This is a genomic window from Virgibacillus sp. MG-45, from assembly GCF_036409425.1.
GTDB lineage: Bacteria > Bacillota > Bacilli > Bacillales > Amphibacillaceae > LDC-1.
Map to the genome: position 1 here is coordinate 204,334 of NZ_JAXOFU010000005.1, position 23,523 is coordinate 227,856.

Here is a 23,523-nt window from a genome sequence, read left to right on the forward strand (position 1 = left end):
GTCCAAGTGTTACGCTATGTTTCGTAAGGAGACGGAATCGGGTGGGAGAGGGATAGAAAGAGTTATGAGGAGAAAACATGCCTTATAATGTGAAACAACCGAAGTTGAAGCAAGCTTGGGGAACGGAATTAATTGCTGGTCTTGTTGGATATTTAACAACCGTTTATATAGTTATTGTTAACGGCTCTATCCTTAGTGAAGCAGGTATTCCGCTTGAAAGTGGCATGATTGCAACCATTTTAGCAAGCTTTACAGGAACTTTATTGATGGCCGTTTATGCAAAGCTGCCATTAATATTAATCCCAGGCATGGGAATTAACGCATTGTTTGCTTACTCCATTGTGACCGGTACAGGAATGTCTTTTCAGGAAGGTCTAGCAGTTGTTTTAGTTGCTTCCATAATATTTCTTATTACCGCATTTACAAAACTAGGAAACGTGCTTAAAAATGCAATTCCTGACTCACTGAAGCATGCAATAACAGTAGGACTTGGATTTTTTCTCATTTTAATTGGATTAGAAAAAAGTGGTCTCGTTGTAAAAGGGGAACATACCATTGTTGCAATTGGGGACTTTACCAGTCCAATCGTTATTGTTAGCTTAATTACCTTGTTCTTAGCAATATTTCTGTTTGTAAAAAACATTCCTGCCAATTTTCTTATAACGATGATTGGTGGTACCATACTTGCTTATGTATTCGGAACACTTCAATCATCTGGAGCAACATTAGATGTTGATCTGAAGGAAGCGATTTTTGTTCCGTCCTTTACTGCAATCAATGAGCTATCATTTTGGCTTGCTGTTTTTCCATTGGCTATGATTCTCATATTTGAAAATATGGGGTTAATCCATGGACAACTAGGGATGCTACAAAAACAAGAGAATTATGCACGCGCTTATCAGACAACTGCTTTTTCTTCTTTACTTTGTGCTTTTTTCGGGACATCCCCTACCGTTTCAGCAGCAGAAAATGCAGCAGTAATTGCATCTAAAGGAAAAACATGGATTGCAGCTTTAACAGCAAGTATCTTATTTCTTGCAACATTTCTGTTCATTCCATGGATATCGATAATTCCTAACACGGCAATTAGCCCTATTTTAATTATCGTTGGTGTGCTAATGGCGCAAAACATTCGTCACATTTCATTGGAAGATTTATCAGAAGCTATCCCTGCATTTTTGGTGACGGCGATGATTCCTTTTACTTACAGCATTGCAGACGGAATGGCCTTTGGGTTTATCGCATATCCAATCGTAAAAGTTGCATTAGGAAAAAGAAAAGAGCTATCTCCTGTGCTTCTAGTTATTGCTAGCTTATTCGTTTTAGACTTTGTCGTAAAAATAATCGATTTGTAAATAACAGAAGCGCAACCAAAAAACTCTATGGAGCATTCGATATGCTCTATGGAGTTTTTTTGGTTCTCTGTCAAATGTGGTGATATGATTTTCACTCCACCATCTCTTTTATTAGATGTATATTATAAATAATGCTTGTGCCTAAACCACAGGAAATAAGCCCGATTTCCACAGGCACGGTCACAGCTAACTTGGTAAAGGAAAGAGATCTTCCAGAGCGTGCTGGACCTAAGACATGAAACGCTACAGCAACGACACATTGCACGCAGAAAAAGCAAATGGAAAAAGACAACAACCCATTAAAATTATTTCAATTGTATCGGTGCAATCGAATTACGACCTATACCGATGCAAAATTGGAAACTGCTGCACCACCATTAGTGGAAGAAACCAACGAAGACTCCTGCAGGGAAAGAAACAACCGAAAATCATTATTGCGCCAATACAGTGGAGCAATAAGAGTTAGTATGAAGGCAAGCTAAATATCGCCTTTGCGATCAATGCTTGCACTTCACTTACCGTGGCGCCCGTGGAAAGCGCCCACCTGAATTGGAAATTAACGGAGTGCCAATCAAATCAAAAAGGCATAGCCACAACCATTTACGACTATGTCATTTTTAAAGAACAGCTGAATCACTACTAACTCTACTTCAAAAGTTAGTTTTTTACTCTTACTTTTAGGTACCGAATGCGTGTGTTTTTTTGCTTCTATTGAAGCCTTGATAGAACCAAGGGTACCACCACATGTAGTATAGAGCCCTTTTTATATTACGGAATAAAGCAAACTACATCTATACAGACCAAAAAAGCTGCCTTATATCGTTTAGATAATAAGGCAGCTTTTAACATTTAATTACTCCACAGAAAAAATATAAGAATAGATAGGTTGTTTCCCGTTATGAATTTCAATTTCTACATCTTCAAATGTAGCTTCAATATAAGCTTCCAATTGCTTTACTTCTTCCGCTTGCACATCTTCCCCATATAATATGGTTAAGATTTCATCATCTTCTTCGATCATTTCTTCTAGTAATAATTTAGCTGTTTCCAATTTGTCTGAATGAGTCGCTTTAATTTTACCATCTTCTATCCCCATAAAGTTCCCATTCTCGATTGTAATCCCGTCAATTTGCGTATCACGAACCGCATACGTAATTTGACCTGTTTTAACTTGCTTACTTGCCTCTAGCATTTGATCTTTATTCTCGTCTAATGTATTTTCCGGATGGAAAGCAAGTAACGCACTTATCCCTTGTGGAATTGTTTTTGTTGCAACAACAACGGCATTTGTATCAGCTAATTCCGCTGCTTGCTCTGCTGCCATCACGATATTTTTATTGTTCGGTAAGATAATAACATGCTTAGCATTTGCTTCTTTTATAGCTTCCGCAATATCCTGCGTGCTCGGATTCATTGTTTGTCCACCTTCAATAACAACAGAAGCTCCAAGGCTTTCAAAAAGTGCTTTTAAACCAGAACCCATCGCAACTGTGACGATTGCATTCTCCACTTTTTCTTTCGGTGCAGCTTTCTTCTCAGTTTTATCACCAACAATGGAAGTATGCTGTTCACGCATGTTCTCGATTTTCATATTAATCAAGCTACCGTACCGCTGTCCTATAGTCATCACATTTCCTGGATATTCCGCATGAATATGGACTTTTACGACATCATCATCTGAAACAACGAGTAATGAATCACCATGCTCACTTAACTCATTACGGAATGCTTCTTCGTCGAATGGTTTTTCATTTAATTTATCATCTTCAAACTTCACCATAAATTCCGTGCAATATCCGAATTCTATTTCAGATGTATCCATAAAATCTTGCGCTATTTTATGGTGCTCTGCATTTACCATGTCTTGCATTCCTACCGTGTCAATGCTTTCAGGTAGCTCTTCCCCTTTTAAAGCAGCTAAAAAGCCTTCATAAATCGTTACGAGGCCTTGTCCGCCAGAGTCAACTACTCCTACTTCTTTTAAAACAGGTAAAAGATCTGGTGTACGTTTTAGGGATGCTTTTGCTTCTTTCAATACTTTTTCCATCAAATCGATGATATCTTTTGCTTTAGAAGCTTCTTGAACCGCCTTCGCTGCCGCATCCTTTGCTACAGTTAAGATTGTACCCTCCACTGGCTTCATAACCGCTTTATATGCTGTTTTAACACCACTATCAAAGGCAACAGCAAGATCTTCAGGTGTAATGGCTGATTTTTGTTCCATCCCTTTAGCAAATCCTCTAAAAATTTGGGATAAAATAACACCTGAATTTCCTCGCGCTCCCATGAGTAGCCCTTTAGAGAAAGCTTGAGCCACTTCGGATATGTTTGTCGTGTTAAGCTGTTTAACCTCATTTGCACCTGAAGTCATTGAGAGATTCATGTTTGTTCCTGTATCGCCGTCGGGTACTGGAAAAACATTAAGTGCATTTATTTTTTCGGCATTGTTGGATAAATGGTGTGCTCCTAAACGTACCATTTGCGAAAACATCATGCCATCTAAATTGTCAATCGTCACTATACTTCCTCCTCCAAAACAATACTACGTTTAATCCTTAGAAACACGTACTCCTTGTATGAAAATATTTACGGAGTCAATTTGCAACCCTAAGGATTTATTTAATATGTACTTTACCTGTGATTGCACATTATGTGCCACTTCAGATATTTTTGTTCCATAGCTCACAATTATATACATATCAATATGGAGATGATTGTCTTCTTGTCTCACAATCACTCCTCGAGAAAAGTTTTCCTTCCGAAGGATCTCTGCAATTCCATCTCTAATTTGACTTTTTGATGCCATTCCTACAATGCCGTAACATTCAACTGCAGCACCACCAGCGATAGTTGCAATCACTTCATTCGTAATGGTCACGTGACCATCATTTGTATTCAACTCTATGGACATATTAATCCTCCTTCATTACTTTAATCATAATCATATTTTACTACATGCATGGATTTTTTAAAAGCAGACCTATCTCCACAAAAAATGTGACCATGATCTTGAATAAAATTATGGGACGATTTTATTCATAGATGGTCTCCTATATCAATTAAGTGTATCTATGATTTCGTCTCACACTTAATTAGTTTTTGCCCCTTATAACAATGAACGAATATTTTTGTTCTGTCAAGAGATTTTTCTTTATAGAAATATTGCATTATACAATGACTTATGGTAAATTGAATAAGTATTAATTGACACAGGTATGAGTAGGAGGGATTAACATGGCAAGAAAATGTGTTGTAACCGGTCGTCAAACACGCAGTGGAAACCAACGTTCCCACGCTATGAATTCCAACAAGCGTAATTGGAAAGCTAACGTACAAAAAGTTCGTATTATGGTAGATGGAAAACCAAAACGCGTATATGTTTCTGCACGCGCCTTAAAATCTGGCAAAGTAGAACGCGTATAATTATATACAACTATCATTCGTTATGAACAGAAGCACCCACTTGTTGGGTGCTTTTTTCATTTTTCTATCGATTTGGCTTGATGTTAAATATAGTGTCCTCTGTTATATAGAGGTCTACTGTGTACAACGAATTTTATCATGGATTTACTCGGATAAAAGTTAATTGTAGGTTACTCGAACTCTTGTTACACAAGTAACGTCAGAGATAGGAGTGATAAATTTATCTTTGGGCTTGAAGCCTTTAGACAAGAAATACATCACCACATTTGCCAAAGAACCATCTATATTTACGTTAATTATAAAGCTTGTTTACAGCGTATAAAAAAAGCTTCTGTCAACCAATAATTGACAAAAGCAACTTCTGACTATTTCTCTTTTTTAAAAACACCGATCACGATTCGAACAAAGCCTCCGATAAATCTTGGAAGTTTAATAGTATAAAATTTCATGAGTTCGACCTCCTCATTTTGCAAAAAGCTTACATTGGAATCGTAACAAATTAGGAATCACGACTCTTTACTAGTATTAATATGCCTTCAGTGTATGAAAAAGTACCACTATTTGAAATAAGCTTATTTGAAATACATCGTGTCGAACCCAATGAAATCGTCGCAGCTTTTAATGGATAATAAAACCCTTGTAATGTTAAACCTGTTACCGAATTGGTTAGCGGAAGAAAAGAAATATTTGGATATCTTCCATTTTCCTGCACAGTATACGATCCCGGCTTTGTCACTTCTAATTCATTTAAATTATCCACTATAATTCCACGAATCCCTTTTTCTAGAAGTAGATATAAAGCTTGGACATTCACTAAGGTATGATCTAGGCGACCACCGGTTACAGCAAACAAATATACTTTTTGAGGATTTAATTCGATTGCTTTATTTAACGCAATTTCAAGGTCTGTTTCATCCTTTTCGTCTGGATACGCTTTATAATTAGAAGCATGCTTTTCTATTAGATTCTTTTGTAACTTATCAACTGAATCAAAGTCACCTAATGCATAATCCAGCTTCATACCTGCCTCAATTATATAGGTTGCTCCAAGATCGGCTCCAATCCAAATGTCTACTTCTCCGCTATAATCGGTCAAATCTGGCAATGCATCCCTCGGTCCATTTGCTACAATTGCAACACATACCATCTATTTAACCCTTTGTTGACTCTATAATTGATTGAATTGCTTCTTGACGGTCTGTTTTATTAAAAATAGCACTTCCTGCAACTAACACATCTGCTCCTGCATCGGTACACCATTTTGCTGTTTCTGTATTTACACCACCGTCTACTTCTATCTCAAACGTTAGATTTCGTTCTTTTCTCCACTTAGCAACTTGTTTTATTTTTTCTGCCGCTTCATAAATAAAGGACTGTCCTCCGAATCCAGGGTTAACTGTCATAATTAATACTAAATCCACATTTGGAAGAACATCGCGAATCATTTCAATGGGTGTCCCTGGATTAATGGTTACACCAGCTTTTACGCCAGCATTTTTAATCATTTCAATTGTTCGGTGTAAATGGACACAGGCTTCTTGATGAACTGTAATGATTGAAGCGCCAGCATCAGCAAATGCCTGAATATATTGATCTGGGTTTTGGATCATTAAATGAACATCTAAAGGAAGGGATGTAATCGGCTTTATTGCATCGACAATTAATGGTCCAATTGTAATATTTGGTACAAAATTACCGTCCATTACGTCTACATGGATGTAATCGGCACCTCCTGCCTCTACATCTTTTATTTCCTCTCCTAGCTTGGCAAAATCAGCTGATAAAATAGATGGTGCAATTTTCGTCATCGTTAATACCTCGGCTTTCTTAATTGGATTTCTTCATAAAAGCGAACATAATGATCATAGCGATAATTCATAATGTCCCCTTTTTCTACAGCTTCTTTTACTGCACATTTTGGCTCATTAATATGCATACAGCCACGAAATTTACAAGCATGCTGACGTTCTCTAAACTCTGGAAAGCATGTGGCGAGTATGTCCAGTTCTATTTCTTGAAAATCTAACGAACTAAATCCAGGTGTATCCGCAATGAGTCCACCATTTATTTCTACTAATTCCACATGGCGTGTTGTATGCTTTCCTCTTCCTAGACTTTTTGATATTTCTCCTGTTTCAAGGGTTAAGGATGGCTGCAGTGCATTTAATAAGGATGATTTCCCAACACCTGATTGTCCAGCAAATACCGTTACACGTTCCTTAAAGTAATGCTTTATTGCTTCAACATCTTCCGTGCTTTTTGTGGAAATAAACTCGATCGGATAACCAATTTGTTCATACTCACGCTTGAATTTCTCCATGCTGACCATGTCTTTATCTGTCAGCTTATCCTTTTTTGTTATAAAAATAATTGGTTTAATTTCTTTTGCTTCAATCAATACTAAAAAGCGATCGAGCAGAACCGTACTAAACACTGGTTCTGCTGCTGAGCTAATAATGACAGCCTGATCAACATTGGCAATTGGTGGACGAACCAATTCATTTTTTCGTTGTTTAATTTCTGTAATGTATCCTTCTCGATGATCATTTATATCATATACGACAAAGTCTCCGACTAAAGGAGTTATCTTTTTATTACGGAAAACACCTCTCCCTTTACACGAAATGATCTCTTGGCCTGTTTTCACATAATAAAATCCGCTCAGTGCCTTCATTATCCTGCCTTCTGGCATTTATTCACCCTCTTCGTATGCTACAGTTTTGTTAAGGACTACTTCACCATCACGTATCACTTTGTATTCCCCATTCGAGTCTGGTGCAATCATTAACTTAATCGTATACTCCTTGTCCTTCGTAATCTCATCTTCTTTGTAAACTTCCGATATTTGATTATTCATATCTCCGATGTATATTTGAACCGTTTGAGGTGTTGGCTTTTCATCTTCTTCTGCCTCTTCTTCTGGATTATAAGGAACCGTAAATGTAATCGAATGCGTTGATGGTGGTTTTTCTTCTGGACCAATGGAAATGTATACATCTACCGTTGCACCTTTCTCCAATGCAGTGTTTGCAGAAGGCTTTTGTCGGATAACTTGTCCTTTAGGAACGGTATCAGAGTTCTCTTCAATTTCATTCATCTTAAGACCCTGATCAGCTAAATATTCCTTTACCTCATCACGTGACATTCCACGTAAATTATTTAAGCTAATCAATTCTGGACCACTGCTTATTTCAAAGATAACCTTTGTCTCCCCAGGAATTACTTCCGCATCTGGAGCGGGTTGAATTTGATTAATAATCTCACCTACTGGCTGATCCGAATGCTTTTCGTACGCAATTACTTCCTGGTAATTTTTTTCTTCTAGCATTCTTTTTACTTGATCAAAGTCCCGTCCTACATAATCTTCAAACGTTTCTTTTTCTTTTCCTTGGCTAACAAAAACCGTTACGGTATAATTTTCCTTCACCGATTTTCCTGCTTTTGGATCCGTTTTTACAACATAGCCTTCTTCAATTTCATCGGAATATATCATTTCTTGTTCTGCTTTTAAATTTAATTCTTCCAATGCATCAACAGCATCCTGATACTCCATTTCAGCAACATTTGGTATAACAACATCCTTCGGCTTTAACATACCTGGAACCAAGAAAAGTGCAGCAACAAGTGAAGCAAGTAAAACAAACAGAATAGTGAAGCTAATGATAAGCTTCTTTTTTCTTCGTTGCTTTTTATCTGGAACCGGTTTGGATTTCGATTTTGATTTTACTTTTTCTTTTCCCTTTTTATTTGCTTTTTTTGTATCTGCATTTGCTTGATGCACGATCGTATCTTGATGTGAATCCGATATTTGCGTTTCTGTAATAATCGGAATCGCCTTCGTTTCCTCTCCTAACTCATTAGGTGGAACATATTTTTCTTCATTAATACGACTTGGATCAAGTGCAGACTCTAGACTTGCTTCCATTTCGTATACCGTAGCGAATCGGTGAAATGGATCCTTTGCTGTTGATTTTAAAACAATATTTTCCACACTTTGTGGAATTTCAGGGTGAAACCTTCGAACAGAAGGGGTTTCGTTTTGCAAATGCATTAAAGCAATTGACACTGGGGATTGCCCAGAAAACGGCAGCCGTCCTGTTAACAGCTCATAAAAAACAATACCTAGTGAATAAATATCCGATTTTTTAGTTGCCATTCCACCTCTTGCTTGTTCCGGTGATAAATAATGAACAGAGCCTAGCACAGAATTAGTCTGTGTCAATGCAGTAGCACTCAATGCAATCGCGATTCCAAAATCTGTTACTTTTACTTGACCATATGTATTGATTAAAATATTTTGAGGCTTTATATCACGATGGACAATATCATTTTCATGTGCATGGGCAATAGCTGAGGTTATTTGCTTCATAATATCAATTGCTTCCATAACCTCCAATGGTCCATGACGGTGAATATATTCCTTTAAAGTCATCCCCTCTACATATTCCATAACCATATATAAAATATGATCTTCTTCTCCTACATCATAAATATTTACGATATTAGGGTGGGATAAGCTGGTTGCTGATTGTGCTTCTCTATCAAATCGAGCAATAAATTCTTCATCATTTGCAAATTCCAATCGCAATACCTTAATTGCTACATCTCTTTCAAGAATTATATCGGTCGCCAAATATACATTGGCCATCCCGCCTCCACCAATTGTTTCTTTAATTTGATAACGTTCTCCTAATAATCGACCGCTTAGCACGCTTCATCACCAGCTTTCTCTGATGAAATATGCTGAATCATCACAAGGGATACATTATCTTCCCCACCGCGTTCGTTTGCTAATTGAATCATTTGTTGTCCTGCCGTCTTTAAATCGGTTGCTTCTTGTATGAAAGTAAATAGTTCTTCATCTTCAACCTTATCCGTTAGTCCATCCGAGCATAATAATAGCTTGTCTCCTGATTCCCAACTAATTGATTGAATGTCCGAAGCAACCTGTTCTTCAGTGCCTAACGCTTTCAAAACAATGTTTTTTCGCGGGTGATGCTGGGCATCTACCTTCGTAATTTGACCAGATCGAACAAGTTCATTTACGAGAGAGTGGTCTTCAGTAACTTGATTAAATCCGTGTTCATTGAGCACATAGCATCGACTGTCACCAATATGCGCAATTGTAAAAAACTCATTCGTACAAATCGCAATAACAATCGTTGTACCCATTCCTTTACATTCTTCGTTTTCGATTGAATGCTGGTAAATTGAATGGTTAATATCATTTAATGCATGAGATAGCCATTCTTCAGCCTTCTCCGGTGAGGTCAATTCTGATGTAGCTAGCCATTTTTGTTCCATTTGCTTTGTTGCCATTTGACTTGCAACATCTCCTGCACGATGTCCACCCATTCCATCAGCAATAACGGCCATTATTTGACCAGAGGCATTTTTGTATACACCTCCAGCATCTTCGTTATGGCGTCTAACCTGACCTGTATCTGTTAAAAACAGTCCTTCCATCATTCCACCCCATTAATCATAGGCTTTTATTTATATACAGTATTACACAAAAAGCACAATAAAAGAATTTTTTTATGTTTTTTTAATCTATAACGAATTAAAGCCATCTCTTCACGAGCGAAGTTCAGAATATATGACATCTACAAGTGGCGTGTTACTCTAGTTAAAAAGAAGCCATCCGTATTATACGTTTGTGGGAATATTTGTAAACCATATGGTGTTATTCCTTGGGACTCATTTAATATAGTGGGAAGCTCTTCAAAAAAATGTGCATCCACATTAAATTCAGGATTACTTGTAAGAAACGCTTTTATCACTTCTTCATTTTCTGTTGGATCCACAGTACATGTACTATAAATAAGACTACCTTTGTCTTTTAATAATGGTGCTACACTGTCTAAAATTTCACGTTGGATTTTAGCTAATTGAGCAATATCGTTTTCTGTTTTACTATATTTTATATCCGGCTTTCCTCGAACAACCCCTAGTCCTGAACAAGGCGCATCAACAAGGATGCGATCAAAACTTTCGGACGCATACATCGTATGTAGTTGTCTTGCATCAGCTTGCTTTGGCTCGATAATAGACAATTGAAGCTGCTCCATTTTTTGCTGGATTAGCTTGATCTTGCGTTGGTGTAAATCATGTGCATGAATTTCACCGCTGTTTTGCATTTTTTCTGCAAGGTGTGTTACTTTCCCGCCAGGTGCACTACAAGCATCAAGAACTTTCATGCCAGGTTCAGCTTGCATCATTTCACCAACAAGCATCGAACTTTGATCTTGAATGGTAACTTTCCCTGCTTTCCACAACGCTGATTTCATGATATTCCCTTTTTCAATTATGATTCCTTGCTCTGAGAAGTCAGATGGGCGAACTTCTATCCCCTCTTTTTGCAATATTGCCATTGCTTCATCACGATTAATTAGCAGGGGTTGAACGCGAATTGATACTGGTTTATGTGTTGTATTCGCTATACACATTGCTTTTGTAATTTCATAACCGTAATGTGTTATCCAACGTTGTACAAGCCATGTAGGATGACTCGTTTCCACGGCTATTCGTTCCACATCGTCTGAAATTAAATCAGTATTTGGTACGCCATTTCGCTGAATGTTTCGTAACACGCCATTAATCAAAGCTGCAATGCCACGATGCCCTCGTTGTTTGCCGATTTCTACTGCTTCATGGATGATGGCATGGTCTGGAATCTTATCTAAATAAACCATTTGATAGATCGACATACGAAGAAGCATCTGTACCCATGGCTGAAGCCTCTTTTTCCCTTTTATAAAATGCTGGATATAAAAGTCCAATGTTAGCTTTTGTTGTATGGTTCCGTAAACTATTTCAGTTAGTAAAGCCTCATCTTTTACAGGAATATGCTTTGATTTAATTTCATGATTAATTAATAAATGACTATATCCATTGTCTTGATCGATTCGTAGTAAAAGATCTAATATTGTATTTCGAAGCAGATATTTTTCCACAATTACTCACCTAATATTTTCCCGATTTTAATTCGTTCACTGGATCCTAATAAATATTCCTTGACAGACATTCGTTTTTTTCCTGATGGTTGAATTTCTGTAATTCTCACAGCTTTTTTGTTACCGCATATTACCGTTAAACCTTCGTCATTTGGCTTAGCAACAATTTGCCCTGGTACACCTGAATATTCATTATTATCAACTTCTCCCCACCAAACTTTCATTGGTTGATTATCATATGTTGTAAACGCTACTGGCCATGGATGAAGTCCCCTAATTTGGTTATAAATCGAAGTGTTTGCTTTACTCCAGTCGATACGCTCTTGCTCACGCTTAATATTAGCTGCAAACGTTGCCTTTACATCATCTTGCTTCATGGGCTGAAGCTCACCATTAAATAGCTTCGGTAAGGTTTCTATTAATAATTGTGCCCCTGCTGTTGATAATTTATCATGCATCGATCCTACATGATCAGCTTGTTCAATTGGCACACGAACTTGCGTTAAGATATCACCTGCATCAAGCTTCTCAACCATATACATTATGGTTATACCTGTCTCTTGTTTTCCTTGCATGATTGCATAATGGATTGGTGCTCCCCCACGTAATTCAGGTAATAACGAGGCATGAACATTAATACAACCAAATGCTGGTGCATCTAATAGACCTTTAGGAAGCAATTGTCCATATGCCGCAGTAACGATTAAATCTGGGTTATAATCAATAATTTCCTGGTATGCTTTCGTCAATTTTTCAGGCTGATAAATCGGAATACCATGCTGTTCTGCTTCTACCTTTACAGGAGGAGGAGTCAATATTTTTTTTCTTCCCTTTGGTCGATCAGGTTGTGTAACAACAAGTACTACTTCATATTCGGATTCTATTAGCGTTTTTAAAATTGGCACTGAAAAATCTGGTGTACCCATAAATACAATTCGTTTCAAGCAAATCCCTTCTTTCCTATAGCTTTACATGAGTTGATACGGCTGCATATCAACAGTTACTAGTAAATCTTCCTTGCGAATTTCTTCATCTAATTGGTCGATAATCTTTTTAATATATACGCGAAGCTTTGGTTCGTTTTTGTATTTTAACATGCATTGATAGCGATATCTATCCTTCATCTTTAAAATTGGAGATGGTGTTGGTCCAAGAACAACCGTATCTTTGTGCACGCATTGTACGAGCATCCTTGCTATTCGTTGTGTTACCTGAACAGCTTTCGCATGATTAGGATGAGAAACAGTTAATAACGTTAAATATACATAAGGTGGGTATTGGAATGTTCTTCTCATCTTCATTTCATGTTGAAAAAATTGCTCAAAATCATATTTACTCGCTAACATAATACTATAATGTTCAGGTGTATACGTCTGAACAATTACTTTCCCTGGCAATTCATGTCTACCTGCTCTCCCACTAACCTGTGTTAAAAGCTGAAAGGTTTTTTCAGAAGAACGAAAATCAGGTAAATGTAACATCGAATCAGCAGTTAATACACCTACCAACGTGACATTTTCAAAATCAAGTCCTTTTGCAATCATTTGCGTCCCGAGAAGAATGTCTGCTTCTTTGTTCGCAAATTGTCGCAGCAACCGTTCATGTGCGCCTTTTCTACTTGTTGTATCGACATCCATACGTATAATGCGGGCTTCTGCAATAAGCTGTGTTAACGCTTCTTCCACACGCTGGGTCCCTGTTCCAAAATAGCGAATAGAATCACTCTCACAGGAAGGACAATTTGATGGCATTGGCTCCTCATAGGAGCAATAATGGCATTTTAATTGATTGCTCTGCTTATGAAACGTTAAAGCGATGTCACAATGGGGGCATTCTTTCACATGGCCACAATCTCTGCACATGACAAACGTGGAATAGCCGCGACGATTTAATAGAAGCACAATTTGTTCACCACGCGCCATTGTTGCTTCTACTTCTTCTTTGAGCGCTCTCGAAAACATGGTGCGATTTCCTGCATGAAGCTCATTTCGCATATCAATTATTTCTACCTCTGGCATCCCTTTATTATTTGTTCGTTTATTTAAGGTTAATAGCTTATAAACATGCTTCTTTGCACGTGCATAAGATTCTAGTGTCGGTGTGGCACTTCCTAAAATAACTGGACAATTATTCGTTTTTCCACGCTGAATTGCAACATCACGCGCATGATATCTTGGCTGATCTTCCTGCTTGTAGGTTGTCTCATGCTCTTCGTCAATAATAATAATGCCTATATTTTCAAACGGTGCAAAAATAGCCGAACGTGCTCCAACAACTACTTTTACTTCCTTCCGATAGATCTTTCGCCACTCATCATATTTTTCACCATTTGATAATGCACTATGCAACACAGCAACTTTCGATCCAAACCTTCCTTTAAAACGGTTAACCATCTGTGGTGTAAGTGATATTTCAGGAACAAGTACAATTGCTTCCTGCCCTTTTTCTAAAACATCTTGTATAGCTTGAAGATAAATCTCCGTTTTACCACTCCCGGTAATTCCGTGCAGTAAAAATATATCGTGCTTTCCTTGCTCAATCTGCTTTTTAATCGGCTTAATTGCTTTTGCTTGCTGCTCAGTTAATGGTAATGGCGCTGTTTGTGGAAAAGAAGAATCGTCATATGGATTTCGGTACACCTCTTGCTTATATGTTTTTAGTAATGATTTCTGAACTAAGGTTCTAATAGTAGAATGACTTGTATGAAACTGCTTTAATAAAGCGGATTGTTCCACTGCTTCCGAATGATTAATAAAGAAACGAATAATATCTCGTTGTTTTTTTGCAGACGTCGGTAAATCCAATAATGCTTCTTCTAGTAAATAAAGCTCCTTTGCAGGTGACACCATTGTAATTTGTTTCTTCGTAATTCTAGATTTTACAATGTATTCAAGCTCAATTTCTCCAGTCTCTATTACTTTTCTCAATAAGCGATAAGGAACCTTAGCAGCGACAAATTCTGCGTATGCTAATCGATCGCGTCCCTGAAATAGAATTTCTAATTGATCTGGTAACCGCTCCGTTGTCATACGAACGAGCTCTTTATCATAGTTTGCTTTTAACACTTGTGGAAGCATTGCTTGATAAGCAGTAATATAAAAGCTTAATGTTTCATTAGCAAGCCACTTACCAAGTTTAAGCAATTCATCGGTTAACACAGGAGTAATATCAAGCACGTCAACGATTTCTTTTAATTTATCAAAATGAGAGGAATCTGCTTTTCCTACAACAAACCCCATGACCTTCCGCGGACCGAACGGTATAATAACACGCATTCCAACTTCTAGCACTTCTTGGAAACGAGTTGGAACGAGGTAGTCAAATGTTTGATTTACCTGTCGGCTCGGAACGTCAACAATCACTTTTGCAATATCCACTATGCTTCATCCTTCATATCTTGTTCAATCAATAGTAATAGCTGTTCCGCAATCTTTTGTTTCGTCGCTAGTGGAAGCTGTTTTTCCGAGCCTTTTTTGTTTAGATAGGTTACGGTATTCGTATCGCCTTCAAATCCAGCTCCTTTTATCGCAACATTGTTAATAACAATCGCATCTAACTTTTTTTTCAATAGCTTTTTCCGTCCATATTCGATAGGATGTGCTGTTTCTGCAGCAAATCCTACTAGAAATTGATCTGTTTTCCTTTGGCCAAGCGTAGCTAAGATATCTTTTGTCCGTTCCATTTCAATTTGCCATTCGCCAGCCTTTTTTTTCATTTTATCGTCATAAACAAGCTTTGGTCTGTAATCTGCAACAGCAGCAGACTTGATTACAATATCATGTGTATCAAAATGGGCTAAAACAGCGTCATACATCTCTTCGGCTGTAACAATATCTATTCGTTTAATTTGTTTATGCTGGATTGATAGTGTAACAGGCCCCGTAATCAACGTAACTTCTGCCCCCATTGAAGCTGCTGCCTCTGCCAATGCAAATCCCATTTTTCCGGAAGAGCGATTCGTAAAAAAGCGCACTGGATCAATTTTTTCTCTTGTAGGACCTGCAGTAATAAGTACTTTTTTACCTACGAGCTTTTGCTGGATTTGCTGGTGCGATTGAATTACTTTAATAATCTGTTCTGGCTCCTCAAGTCTTCCTTTTCCTATCCATCCACATGCAAGATAGCCTGCACCTGGTTCAATAAAGTGACAGTCCCTTTGAACTAGTAGCTGCATATTATGCATCACCGCTGGATGCTGATACATATTTACATTCATTGCCGGGGCAATGTAAATAGGTGCTTGTGTAGCTAGTAATGTAGTAGTTAACATATCATCCGCAATTCCATTGGCCAGCTTTGCAATTATATTTGCCGTTGCTGGAGCAATAATAACGAGATCTGCCCAATCCGCAACATCAATATGCGCAATGACCTTAGGATCTTGTTCATCAAATGTATCTGTATAAACACGGTTTCGAGATAATGCTTGAAAGGTAAGAGGAGAAACAAATTCACATGCACTTTTTGTCATGACCACTCGTACATTTGCGCCTTGCTGCGTTAGCTTACTCGTAAGTGCACATGCCTTATATGCAGCAATTCCTCCTGTAACTCCTAATAATATGTTTTTATTAGCAACCATCTTATTCATCCTCTTTGTATTAATCTTTCTATCACTCTAGTTTAGTTATACCATATTTTGCATTACATTTGTCGGTTCTACTATTTGCTTTTGAGGGTTGTTTTACACGGTTTCATTCACTTTAACTAAAAAGAGAATACCCTCGCGAACTAATTATAAGCGAGGGTAATTGTCTCTTATTTATTTTCTTCTATTACTAATTTTCCAGCCAAAATTTCTTCTAGTGCCATACCTACAAATTTATGTGATTTGGGTGTTTCAATCATTAAGTTGTTTAACTCACGAATTTGTCTTGCACGTTTTGCAGATAAAGTTACCAGACTATATTTTGATTTAATTTTGTCCTGTAGTGCATCAATGGATGGTTCAAGCATCATTTTATTTCATCCTCCAATATTTTCTTATATTGTTTAGCAATTCGTTCCCGCTTTAAATGTTCACTTTGAATAATGGATTGTATTTTATGAACAGCTTGATTGACATCATCGTTCACGACAACATAATCATAAGCATCCATTAATTCAATTTCATTTCTTGCTTCTTTTAAACGATTTTTAACTAATTCATCTGATTCGGTCCCACGACTAACAATTCGATTTTTCAATTCCTCTAAGCTTGGAGGAAATAGAAAAATAAAGACTCCTTCAGGAAAGTTTTTCTTCACTTGTAATGCACCTTGCACTTCAATTTCTAAAAAAACATCGTACCCTGCCTGCAGCGTTTCCTCAACATATTCTCTTGGTGTGCCATAGTAATTATTTACGTATTGCGCATATTCCAGTAATTTGTTCTCGGCAACTAACTGTTCAAATTCTTCCTTTGATTTATAAAAATAATCTACACCGTCTACCTCGCCAGGGCGTTTATTACGAGTAGTCATAGAAATCGAGTATTTCAAATCTGTTTTCCGATCAAAAAGCTCCTTTCTGACCGTACCCTTTCCTACTCCAGATGGTCCAGATAAAACAAATAATATGCCTTTCTCTTCAATCAACGCGTTTCCTCCTAATAATGCTGATAACATCTAATTATAATTACTTTTTATCATCTAATCAATACTTTATGCTACTCATCGGAAATTTCATCATGGCTTAATACACGTTGTCCAACTGTTTCCGGCTGAACGGCAGATAATACAACATGATCACTATCTGTTATAATTACTGCTCTCGTACGTCTACCATACGTTGCATCCACCAATTTATTATTATCCCTAGCTACTGTAATAATCCGTTTAATTGGCGCTGATTCTGGTGAAACAATGGAAATAACCCGGTTAGCAGATACAACATTACCAAAACCTATATTTACTAATTGTAAGCCCACACTTTTTCCCCCTTACTTCACTAACTCTCTTTAATTTAATAATATCATCCATTATATGGGAACTAGTTATTAAAATACAACGTTTTACTCGATATTTTGAACTTGTTCTTTAATTTTCTCTAAAATTGTTTTTAAGTTTACTGTCCATTCGCCAATTTGACTATCCGATGATTTCGACCCAATCGTATTAATTTCCCGGTGCATTTCTTGAACGATAAAATCAAGTTTTCTTCCGATTGCTTCTGCTTGATGCATCGTTTCTTCAAACAATTCAGCATGGCTCCTCAAGCGAGTGATTTCTTCTGTTATATCGCCTTTTTCAGCGAGTAAGGAAATTTCTTGATAAATACGATGATCTTCAATTTTTTCCTGGTAATTTTCTAAGTGTTCATGGAGACGTTCTAATATGCGTGCACGATATTCGGAAATAACCTGTGCTCTGCGCTCTTCTATTAATAATACCATATTTTGAACGGTTTTTATTCTATCTGTTAAATCTTTCGCTAAAAAGGCACCTTCTTCTTTTCTCATCTCAAATACTTTTAGCACTGCTCGCTCTGTACTCTTAAGCACATGTCCTATCAATTCATGCGGTTGTTGTTCCTTTTCATGTATCGTTATAATCTCTGGTAATGCAGTAAGCATAGCCATGGGAATATCCCCTGATAATTGATACCTTTCCTTAGCTTGCTTAAGCTCATTCATATATTCATCAAGCAAAGCCCAATCTGTTGTAAGTGTTCGACTGACAAAACCAGTCCCTTCTAAGCTAATAAACACTTCAATTCGACCACGGTGAAACGTCTTCGCAATAATACGCTTTATTTTTTCTTCTAAGAATAGCAAGGAACGAGGAAGCTTCAATACGACATCTAGAAAACGATGATTTATACTTTTAATTTCCACATTAATGGTATTATTTTCTATTGTAATTTGATCTCTTCCATAGCCTGTCATACTGTTCGTCATAAAAATCACATCCATTTTATGTATAGACTCATTATACCAATGAAATTCCATGAACAAAAGTGACCATAATTTTTTACCTGAATACGTTACGAGCAACGATGGCAAAAGATCCTTCCCCATAAAAGCAGAAGAGGATAACAGCCTCAACAACTCGATAAGTAATTTATTCGAATGAAAACATAAAAAAATAAGTCTGAATATATTCAGACTTATTTTAGTGAAGAAGCCGCTTTTTGCTTTCGAGGAAGTTGAAGTGCTGCCCACGAAAAGCGAAGAGTATTAGGCTAGAACGTAAATCGCACAATCGCTTTTTTGAATGAAAAAAATCTTGTCCCAGCGTCATTTCATTTATTTTTTTGTGAATCCAAACAAAAATGTTGGTATCGCACTTAATCCGAGTATGAGCAACCAATCACGCCCACTTAAGAAAGTCGTATGGAAAATAGGTTGTAATGGTTGCCAGTAAATCACGATAAGCAATAAAATAATGGAAGACAGCACAGATAAGACGAGATACATATTCTCAAATGGATTTCGATCAAAAATAGACTGCTCACAACGACAATCAAATACATGAATCAATTGCGCCATGACAAGTGTTGCAAAAGCCACTGTTTGCCCATGCACTAAGTGGGCAGAATGATCATACGTAAGTATGAATGCAATTAATGTAATAATCCCGATTACAATTCCTCTACTAACAATTTTAAAGCCAAGTCCTCTGGAGAATACACCTTCTCTAGGATTTCTAGGACCTCTTCTCATAACATCCTTTTCTGCCTGATCTAATCCCAATGCCATTGCCGGTAATCCGTCAGTTACAAGGTTAACCCATAATATCTGCACAGGTACTAAAGGTAATGGTAGTGCCAAAAGCATAGCAAACAGCATGACCAGTATTTCTCCAACATTTGATGCTAATAAATATCGGATAAATTTTCGGATATTCTCATAAATATTACGCCCTTCATTAATAGCAGCTTTTATCGTGGCAAAGTTATCATCCATTAAAATAAGTGATGATGCTTCTTTTGTTACATCTGTTCCACTAATCCCCATGCTTATTCCAATATCACTTGCCTTAATCGCCGGTGCATCATTAATCCCATCTCCTGTCATGGCAACGACATGTCCTTTTGCTTGAAATGCTTGGACAATTTTAAGCTTATGGGCAGGAGTTACACGTGCAAAAACATATACATCATCAATAACCGCTTCTAGCTCATCTACTGACATTCGATTTAACTGTTGCCCATCAATAACCTTCCCGTCATTTGGAAGCAAGTTTAAATTCTCAGCAATTGCCTTTGCTGTTTTAGCATGATCTCCTGTAATCATTACCGTTTTTATCCCAGCGGCCTGACACTCGGCTATAGCCCCTTTTACTTCTTTTCTAGGCGGATCCATCATTCCAAATAATCCAATAAAGGTCATATCTTTTTCTAAAAAGTCAGCATCTAAGGAAGCGTTCTTAGAAAGAGGCTTCATGCTAATCGCAATCGTCCGTAACGCTTTTTCAGCCATATGATCAATTGCTGCTTCAATATTCGTTTTATTAGCATGCTTTAATAACGTTCGCCCATTTGCTTCCATCACATACGATGACCGTGGTAGTAATACTTCAGGTGCTCCTTTTGTAATAAGAAAACGTCGCTTGTTCTCATCCTCTAAAATAATACTCATTCGTTTACGGTCAGAGTCAAAAGGAATCTCTTTAATAATTCGAAATGACTCTGCTAATTCCATCGATAATCCAAGTTTTCTAGCAGCAACGATTAAAGCTCCATCAGTTGGATCACCGTCTACATAATATTTTCCTTTGCGAACGAATAAAGAAGCATTATTACAAAGCATTCCATACAAAAGCATCATTTCCAAATTAGGAAAGTGTCGATCTATCTTACGCTCCTGTACATAATAATCACCAATTACATCATATCCATCACCAGTTACAGAAAGATTTTTTCCATTTAAGAACAACGATTTTACGGTCATCTGGTTTTCCGTCATTGTTCCTGTTTTATCCGAGCAAATAACTGATGCACAGCCGAGTGTTTCTACTGCTGAAAGCTTTCTTACGATAGCGCGCTTTCGAATCATTCGCTGTACACCTAGTGATAAGGCAACCGTCACAATTGCTGGCAGACCTTCTGGAATAGCGGCTACAGCTAATGAAACCCCTGCAAGAAACATTTGATATACTGGATGTCCTTGATAAATTCCAACGATGACTACGAGCAATGTAAGCATTAATGCTAAAAAAATTAATATTTTCCCTAGCTCTGCTAGCTTTCGCTCCAACGGTGTTGGTACTTTTTTTGTACTGGCCATTAAGGAAGCAATTTGCCCCATTACGGTATGCATTCCTGTACCAACAACAATACCAATTGCATGACCTCGAGTAACCATCGTTCCTTTAAAGCCCATATTTAATTGATCCTGTGGGTCTAGGTCATCACTTGAAATAGCTGTTGCATGCTTGGCAACTGGTAGTGACTCACCGGTCAGTGCAGACTCTTCTGTTTCCATACCATTAGATTGAACAATACGAATGTCTGCTGGAATACGATCGCCACTGTATACCCGAACAACGTCGCCGGTAACTACATCCTTTGAAGCGATTTTTTCCCATTTCCCTTCACGAAGCACATTTGCCATAGGTGCAGATAATTCCTTGAGCTTTTCCAATGAATTTTCTGCTTTTTGCTCTTGAAAATATCCAATAAATCCATTAATTAGTACAATAACCATAATAGCAATGGCATCAATATATTCTCCGAGCATTCCTGCTATTAATGTTGCAGCGAGAAGAACGAGAACCATAAAATCTTGAAATTGCTTTAAAAAAATTAACCCTTTTGATACTTTTTTGCTGCCTTCTAATACATTAGGCCCAAATTCTTTTCGTCTTTTTTCTACTTGCTTTTGCGTTAGTCCCTTACTCGTTACTACATGAAGCTTTTGCTCTACCCGTTCAATATCAAGCTGATACCATTTTTTCACGATTCATTCCTCCAAGCGATAATCAAAACAGCATTAAATTCATAGCACAGATTTGCTTTATTCCATATCTATGCAGACTTGTCCTGAAACATGCTATAATTGCCTGAGAGGTGAAGTCATATGCCATTTGACGGTATCGTTACAAGAGCAGTAACTGAAGAATTAAAAAAACAATTAATTCCTGGAAAGATTACTAGAATCCATCAGCCAACAGACACAGAATTAACCCTTACTATACGAAGTCAAGGAACAAATCACACCCTATTATTTTCAATCCATCCAACCTATGCCAGATTCCATGTAACAAATGATAAATATATTAATCCAGAAACACCCTCCATGTTTTGCATGGTGCTTCGCAAATATTTGGCAGGTGCAATCATAGATTCAATTGATCAACTAGGATTAGAACGAATTATTACGTTTTCTATCCAAACTCGAAATGAAATTGGCGATATTGCCAATCACAAGCTAGTTTTAGAGTTGATGGGCAAGCATAGCAATATCATGCTAATTGATGAGGAGAAAAATCATATTTTAGATAGTATGAAGCACATTTCGCTGGCCAAAAATCGTCATCGGACAATTCTTCCTGGTGCTCAATATTTGCTTCCGCCAACACAAAACAAAGCAAATCCGCTGCTGATTCACGGGGAAGAGCTTATTCGTAAGCTTGATTTTAACGCTGGAATGCTGGATAAACAGATAGTCCAAACATTAGAGGGCTTTTCTCCAACGATTGCAAAAGAGATCATTGCCCGTTCCGAGCTAGGAAAGCCGGAAACATATGCTGAAAAGTTCTCAGAAATACAATCATTACTTCTGCAACATCACTATGAGCCTACGATATACAAAAACAAACGCGAAGATTTTCATGTCATTCCACTAACAGCGTTTCATGGTGAAAAGGTAACATTCGATACTGCAAACGAAATGCTTGATCAATTCTTTTCTGGAAAAGCCGAGCGGGATCGTGTAAAACAACAAGCGAAGGATTTATTTAAGTTTATTCGCAATGAAAAAGAAAAGAATGAACGCAAGCTAAAAAAACATAGACAAACGTTAAAGAAAGCGGAAAATGCGAACCAGTATCAAAAGATGGGAGAGCTTTTGACTGCTAATATGCATTTAGTTTCTATTGGAGATACAGAAGTAACGGTGATTGATTATTATGATCCGGATCAAATTGAGTTCACGATTCAGCTTCAAACGAATAAAACCCCAAGCGAAAATGCGCAAAGCTTTTTTAAAAAATACCAAAAACTGAAAACGTCGAGACAGGTAATCGAAATAGAAATAGAAAAAACGATTTCTGAAATCAACTATTTAGATCAATTATTACAGCAAATTGACGTTGCTAGTGAAGAAGATATTGAAGAAATAAGAGAAGAATTACGTGAAGAAGGATATTTGAAACACAAATCAAAGCAAAAAAAGAAGGCAAATAACCAACGCAAGCCGAAGCTAGAGACCTACGAATCCTCTGATGGAACATTGATTCTCGTTGGGAAAAACAACAAACAGAATGAGTATTTAACAACAAAATTAGCCTTTCGTGATGAGATATGGTTGCATACGAAAGATATACCAGGCTCCCATGTTGTTATTCGCTCAAAGGACCCTTCTGAAACGACCATTATAGAAGCTGCTAAATTAGCTGCCTACTTTAGTAAATCGCGAAGCTCATCTTCAGTGCCAGTCGATTACACGAAGGTAAGACATGTCAAAAAACCAAATGGAGCCAAGCCTGGCTATGTAACGTATGAGCAGCAAAAAACCGTTTTTGTTACACCTGAAACATCTATTCTTGCTTTAAAAAAATAAAGAAAAGGATTTGTAAAAAAAGGGCTAATCTGTACTGAACCCATAAAGTTAGACTAAATTATTAAGCAGATAATTGGCTGGTTTG

Annotated in this window: 21 protein-coding genes; 4 read left to right on the forward strand and 17 right to left on the reverse strand. The window is 37.3% G+C overall.

Annotated elements, in window-relative coordinates; all coding sequences use genetic code 11:
* Window positions 1-77 precede the first annotated feature (77 nt).
* Both SPK86_RS07800 and SPK86_RS07805 read left to right on the forward strand, forming a co-directional pair.
* A complete protein-coding gene (locus tag SPK86_RS07800; RefSeq protein ID WP_284139911.1) occupies window positions 78-1,355 on the forward strand; it encodes an NCS2 family permease in 1,278 nt (425 codons plus the stop codon).
* Window positions 1,356-1,633: 278 nt separating this feature from the next.
* The gene (locus SPK86_RS07805) at window positions 1,634-1,837 is read left to right on the forward strand and encodes a hypothetical protein (RefSeq protein ID WP_330949030.1); all 204 of its coding nucleotides are present in this window, start codon (window positions 1,634-1,636) and stop codon (window positions 1,835-1,837) included.
* A gap of 371 nt (window positions 1,838-2,208) precedes the next feature.
* Here the strand turns inward: SPK86_RS07805 and SPK86_RS07810 are convergent, their stop codons facing one another.
* Together SPK86_RS07810 and SPK86_RS07815 are read right to left on the reverse strand one after the other, a co-directional pair.
* Complete coding sequence (locus SPK86_RS07810) at window positions 2,209-3,873, reverse strand: DAK2 domain-containing protein (protein WP_284139910.1); 1,665 nt, start codon at window positions 3,871-3,873, stop codon at window positions 2,209-2,211.
* A gap of 30 nt (window positions 3,874-3,903) precedes the next feature.
* Complete coding sequence (locus tag SPK86_RS07815) at window positions 3,904-4,266, reverse strand: Asp23/Gls24 family envelope stress response protein (RefSeq protein ID WP_284139909.1); 363 nt, start codon at window positions 4,264-4,266, stop codon at window positions 3,904-3,906.
* A 323-nt stretch (window positions 4,267-4,589) separates the two neighbouring features.
* Here SPK86_RS07815 and rpmB point away from each other — a divergent pair, with 323 nt between their 5' ends.
* Window positions 4,590-4,778 carry a 50S ribosomal protein L28 gene (rpmB, locus tag SPK86_RS07820; protein WP_088050134.1) on the forward strand — a complete coding sequence of 63 codons (189 nt, stop codon included), beginning with the start codon at window positions 4,590-4,592 and terminating at the stop codon, window positions 4,776-4,778.
* Between the two features lie 365 nt (window positions 4,779-5,143).
* Here the strand turns inward: rpmB and spoVM are convergent, their stop codons facing one another.
* The 15 genes from spoVM to SPK86_RS07895 form a co-directional block, all read right to left on the reverse strand.
* The gene (gene spoVM, locus SPK86_RS07825) at window positions 5,144-5,227 is read right to left on the reverse strand and encodes a stage V sporulation protein SpoVM (RefSeq protein ID WP_284140114.1); all 84 of its coding nucleotides are present in this window, start codon (window positions 5,225-5,227) and stop codon (window positions 5,144-5,146) included.
* Between the two features lie 50 nt (window positions 5,228-5,277).
* The gene (locus SPK86_RS07830; RefSeq protein ID WP_284139908.1) at window positions 5,278-5,925 is read right to left on the reverse strand and encodes a thiamine diphosphokinase; all 648 of its coding nucleotides are present in this window, start codon (window positions 5,923-5,925) and stop codon (window positions 5,278-5,280) included.
* A 4-nt stretch (window positions 5,926-5,929) separates the two neighbouring features.
* Window positions 5,930-6,586, reverse strand: a complete 657-nt coding sequence (rpe, locus tag SPK86_RS07835) for a ribulose-phosphate 3-epimerase (protein ID WP_284139907.1) — start codon at window positions 6,584-6,586, stop codon at window positions 5,930-5,932.
* A gap of 2 nt (window positions 6,587-6,588) precedes the next feature.
* On the reverse strand, window positions 6,589-7,470 hold the full coding sequence (gene rsgA, locus SPK86_RS07840; protein ID WP_284139906.1) for a ribosome small subunit-dependent GTPase A: 882 nt from the start codon (window positions 7,468-7,470) through the stop codon (window positions 6,589-6,591).
* A complete protein-coding gene (gene pknB / locus SPK86_RS07845) occupies window positions 7,471-9,489 on the reverse strand; it encodes a Stk1 family PASTA domain-containing Ser/Thr kinase (protein WP_330949032.1) in 2,019 nt (672 codons plus the stop codon).
* Complete coding sequence (locus tag SPK86_RS07850) at window positions 9,483-10,244, reverse strand: Stp1/IreP family PP2C-type Ser/Thr phosphatase (RefSeq protein WP_284140113.1); 762 nt, start codon at window positions 10,242-10,244, stop codon at window positions 9,483-9,485. Before SPK86_RS07850 ends, pknB begins: the two co-directional genes overlap by 7 nt.
* Window positions 10,245-10,384: 140 nt before the next feature.
* A complete protein-coding gene (rsmB, locus tag SPK86_RS07855; protein WP_330949033.1) occupies window positions 10,385-11,734 on the reverse strand; it encodes a 16S rRNA (cytosine(967)-C(5))-methyltransferase RsmB in 1,350 nt (449 codons plus the stop codon).
* Between the two features lie 2 nt (window positions 11,735-11,736).
* Complete coding sequence (fmt, locus tag SPK86_RS07860; RefSeq protein ID WP_330949034.1) at window positions 11,737-12,678, reverse strand: methionyl-tRNA formyltransferase; 942 nt, start codon at window positions 12,676-12,678, stop codon at window positions 11,737-11,739.
* A gap of 24 nt (window positions 12,679-12,702) precedes the next feature.
* The gene (gene priA / locus SPK86_RS07865; protein ID WP_330949035.1) at window positions 12,703-15,111 is read right to left on the reverse strand and encodes a primosomal protein N'; all 2,409 of its coding nucleotides are present in this window, start codon (window positions 15,109-15,111) and stop codon (window positions 12,703-12,705) included.
* Complete coding sequence (coaBC, locus tag SPK86_RS07870; protein WP_284139901.1) at window positions 15,111-16,316, reverse strand: bifunctional phosphopantothenoylcysteine decarboxylase/phosphopantothenate--cysteine ligase CoaBC; 1,206 nt, start codon at window positions 16,314-16,316, stop codon at window positions 15,111-15,113. The genes priA and coaBC overlap by 1 nt, the downstream gene beginning before the upstream one ends.
* A gap of 176 nt (window positions 16,317-16,492) precedes the next feature.
* Complete coding sequence (gene rpoZ / locus SPK86_RS07875; protein WP_284139900.1) at window positions 16,493-16,693, reverse strand: DNA-directed RNA polymerase subunit omega; 201 nt, start codon at window positions 16,691-16,693, stop codon at window positions 16,493-16,495.
* A complete protein-coding gene (gmk, locus tag SPK86_RS07880) occupies window positions 16,690-17,310 on the reverse strand; it encodes a guanylate kinase (protein ID WP_284139899.1) in 621 nt (206 codons plus the stop codon). Before gmk ends, rpoZ begins: the two co-directional genes overlap by 4 nt.
* Before the next feature lie 71 nt (window positions 17,311-17,381).
* A complete protein-coding gene (gene remA / locus SPK86_RS07885; protein WP_284139898.1) occupies window positions 17,382-17,642 on the reverse strand; it encodes an extracellular matrix/biofilm regulator RemA in 261 nt (86 codons plus the stop codon).
* Window positions 17,643-17,726: 84 nt separating this feature from the next.
* Window positions 17,727-18,611 carry a YicC/YloC family endoribonuclease gene (locus tag SPK86_RS07890; RefSeq protein ID WP_330949036.1) on the reverse strand — a complete coding sequence of 295 codons (885 nt, stop codon included), beginning with the start codon at window positions 18,609-18,611 and terminating at the stop codon, window positions 17,727-17,729.
* 348 nt (window positions 18,612-18,959) lie between these two features.
* The gene (locus SPK86_RS07895; RefSeq protein ID WP_330949037.1) at window positions 18,960-21,614 is read right to left on the reverse strand and encodes a calcium-translocating P-type ATPase, SERCA-type; all 2,655 of its coding nucleotides are present in this window, start codon (window positions 21,612-21,614) and stop codon (window positions 18,960-18,962) included.
* Window positions 21,615-21,734: 120 nt separating this feature from the next.
* Between SPK86_RS07895 and SPK86_RS07900 the strand changes: the two genes are divergently transcribed.
* On the forward strand, window positions 21,735-23,438 hold the full coding sequence (locus tag SPK86_RS07900; protein WP_330949038.1) for an Rqc2 family fibronectin-binding protein: 1,704 nt from the start codon (window positions 21,735-21,737) through the stop codon (window positions 23,436-23,438).
* Window positions 23,439-23,523 lie beyond the last annotated feature (85 nt).

Bases quoted from the DNA above. Each gene is read 5' to 3' on its own strand.
- SPK86_RS07800 (WP_284139911.1), top strand. From the start codon at position 78: ATGCCTTATAATGTGAAACAACCGAAGTTGAAGCAAGCTTGGGGAACG.
- SPK86_RS07805 (WP_330949030.1), top strand. From the start codon at position 1,634: ATGGAAAAAGACAACAACCCATTAAAATTATTTCAATTGTATCGGTGC.
- SPK86_RS07815 (WP_284139909.1), bottom strand. From the start codon at position 4,266: ATGTCCATAGAGTTGAATACAAATGATGGTCACGTGACCATTACGAAT.
- rpmB (WP_088050134.1), top strand. From the start codon at position 4,590: ATGGCAAGAAAATGTGTTGTAACCGGTCGTCAAACACGCAGTGGAAAC.
- spoVM (WP_284140114.1), bottom strand. From the start codon at position 5,227: ATGAAATTTTATACTATTAAACTTCCAAGATTTATCGGAGGCTTTGTT.
- SPK86_RS07830 (WP_284139908.1), bottom strand. From the start codon at position 5,925: ATGGTATGTGTTGCAATTGTAGCAAATGGACCGAGGGATGCATTGCCA.
- rpe (WP_284139907.1), bottom strand. From the start codon at position 6,586: ATGACGAAAATTGCACCATCTATTTTATCAGCTGATTTTGCCAAGCTA.
- rsgA (WP_284139906.1), bottom strand. From the start codon at position 7,470: ATGCCAGAAGGCAGGATAATGAAGGCACTGAGCGGATTTTATTATGTG.
- SPK86_RS07850 (WP_284140113.1), bottom strand. From the start codon at position 10,244: ATGGAAGGACTGTTTTTAACAGATACAGGTCAGGTTAGACGCCATAAC.
- coaBC (WP_284139901.1), bottom strand. From the start codon at position 16,316: ATGGTTGCTAATAAAAACATATTATTAGGAGTTACAGGAGGAATTGCT.
- rpoZ (WP_284139900.1), bottom strand. From the start codon at position 16,693: ATGATGCTTGAACCATCCATTGATGCACTACAGGACAAAATTAAATCA.
- SPK86_RS07890 (WP_330949036.1), bottom strand. From the start codon at position 18,611: ATGACGAACAGTATGACAGGCTATGGAAGAGATCAAATTACAATAGAA.
- SPK86_RS07900 (WP_330949038.1), top strand. From the start codon at position 21,735: ATGCCATTTGACGGTATCGTTACAAGAGCAGTAACTGAAGAATTAAAA.